Source organism: Streptomyces sp. NPDC059534 (assembly GCF_042743475.1).
Taxonomy (GTDB): domain Bacteria; phylum Actinomycetota; class Actinomycetes; order Streptomycetales; family Streptomycetaceae; genus Streptomyces.
This window is the reverse complement of record NZ_JBHWAQ010000135.1, coordinates 1-1,735: the sequence shown is the minus strand read 5'-3', so window position 1 is coordinate 1,735 and position 1,735 is coordinate 1. Positions and strand designations below refer to the sequence as shown.

1 protein-coding gene is annotated in these 1,735 nt (G+C 66.6%); it reads left to right on the top strand.

Annotated features, from left to right (window positions below):
- Nucleotides 1-225 precede the first annotated feature (225 nt).
- On the top strand, nucleotides 226-1,620 hold the full coding sequence (gene ltrA / locus ACFVZH_RS40325) for a group II intron reverse transcriptase/maturase (protein ID WP_384905621.1): 1,395 nt from the start codon (nucleotides 226-228) through the stop codon (nucleotides 1,618-1,620).
- The last annotated feature ends 115 nt before the right edge of the window (nucleotides 1,621-1,735 follow it).

Genomic DNA, 1,735 nt, shown 5'->3' with positions numbered 1-1,735 from the left:
TCCCGAACCTCGCCCCGTCGCCTGTCTCCATCAGGCTGCCGGGGCTGGGCGCATCGACCGCTGATCGGTTGGGGACGGGGCGGAGCCGCCGTAGTACTCCGAGGCCGGGAGAGCCGGCCGCATGGGGAAGGGCGGCAGCGGTATCGAGAAGGGAAGGACGCTGCAATGCCGGAAGACGCCCCGCCGAATGGCGGAGCTCTGGGCCCTCGGGCCCGGGTACTGGAGATGCAGACCAAGCTTCACCGTTGGACGGTGGCCGATCCCGGCCGCCGGTTCGATGACCTGTTCAACTTCGTGCACGACCCGGCGACGCTGTTGGCGGCGTTCGACCGGGTCGCGGACAACCGGGGAGCCCGGACTCCCGGCGTCGACGGCCTGACGGCCGTCGACGTTGAGGAGTCGATCGGTGTTCCCGGGTTCCTGAACGACCTGCGGGCCGCCCTGAAGGACGGCTTGTTCCGTCCCTTGCCGGTGCGGGAACGCAGCATTCCCAAGCCGGGAGGCTCGGGGAAGGTCCGCAAGCTCGGGATTCCGACGATCGCGGACCGGGTCGTTCAGGCGGCGCTGAAGCTGGTACTGGAACCGATCTTCGAGGCCGACTTCAAGCCGGTCTCCTACGGATTCCGGCCCCGACGGCGGGCCCAGGACGCGATCGCCGAGATCCACTACTTCGGCACCCGGGGATATCGCTGGGTGTTGGATGCGGACATCGAGGCGTGCTTCGACTCGATCGACCACACGGCTCTCATGGACCGAGTGCGTCACCGGGTGAAGGACAAGCGCGTCCTGACGCTGGTCAAAGCCTTCCTCAAAGCCGGAGTCCTCACGGAACTCGGCGAGAACAAGGAAACACTGACCGGCACCCCGCAAGGCGGCATCCTGTCCCCACTGCTGGCGAACATCGCCCTGTCGGCGCTCGACGAGCACCTGCACGGGCCCTGGGAACCAGGTGGGGCAATGGCCACCGAAGGCAAACGCGCCTACCGGCGCCGCAAAGGTCAACCCACGTGGCGGATCGTCCGCTACGCGGATGACTTCGTCGTCCTGGTGCACGGCACCGAGGCCGACACCGCGGCACTGCGCGAAGAAGTCGCTGACGTGCTCGAACCTCTGGGGCTGCGTCTGTCGCAGGCAAAGACCCGGATCATGCACATGAGCGACGGGTTCGACTTCCTGGGCTTCCGCATCCAGTGGAAACGCAAAGGAGGCACGACCAAGTGGCACGTCTACACCTTCATCGCCGACCGGCCCATCCGGTCGCTGAAGGCGAAGGTCCGTGCTCTGACAGGCAGGACATCGCAGCAGGATCTTGCCGCCGTGCTGAAGAGACTCACTCAGATCATGCGCGGTTGGGCCAACTACTTCAAGCACGCTGTCGCCAAGCATGTCTTCGACAGGCTCGACGCCTTCGTGTGGTGGCGTCTCATCCGCATGCTGCGGGAACGGCACCAATGGAGTTGGGGCGACGTCCGCCGCCGGTTCACCACCCCCACCGGGCGGTGGCTTCCGATCGCGGCGGACGGGATCGAGCTGTTCCGGATCGCATCGGTCACGGTCAGCCGTTACCGATACCGAGCCAGCACGATCCCCAACCTTTGGCAGCCTGCGAACCCCGTCTGACGGCAGAGACCGTGGAGAGCCCGTTGCGTTGAGAGACGCACGGCGGGTTCGGCGAGAGGTCCGGAGAAACGGACCGGGAGCAATCCCGGCACCGCGCTCCGGGCCTACTCAGCGA

Coding starts and splice junctions, on each gene's coding strand:
- ltrA (WP_384905621.1), top strand. CDS start 226: ATGCAGACCAAGCTTCACCGTTGGACGGTGGCCGATCCCGGCCGCCGG.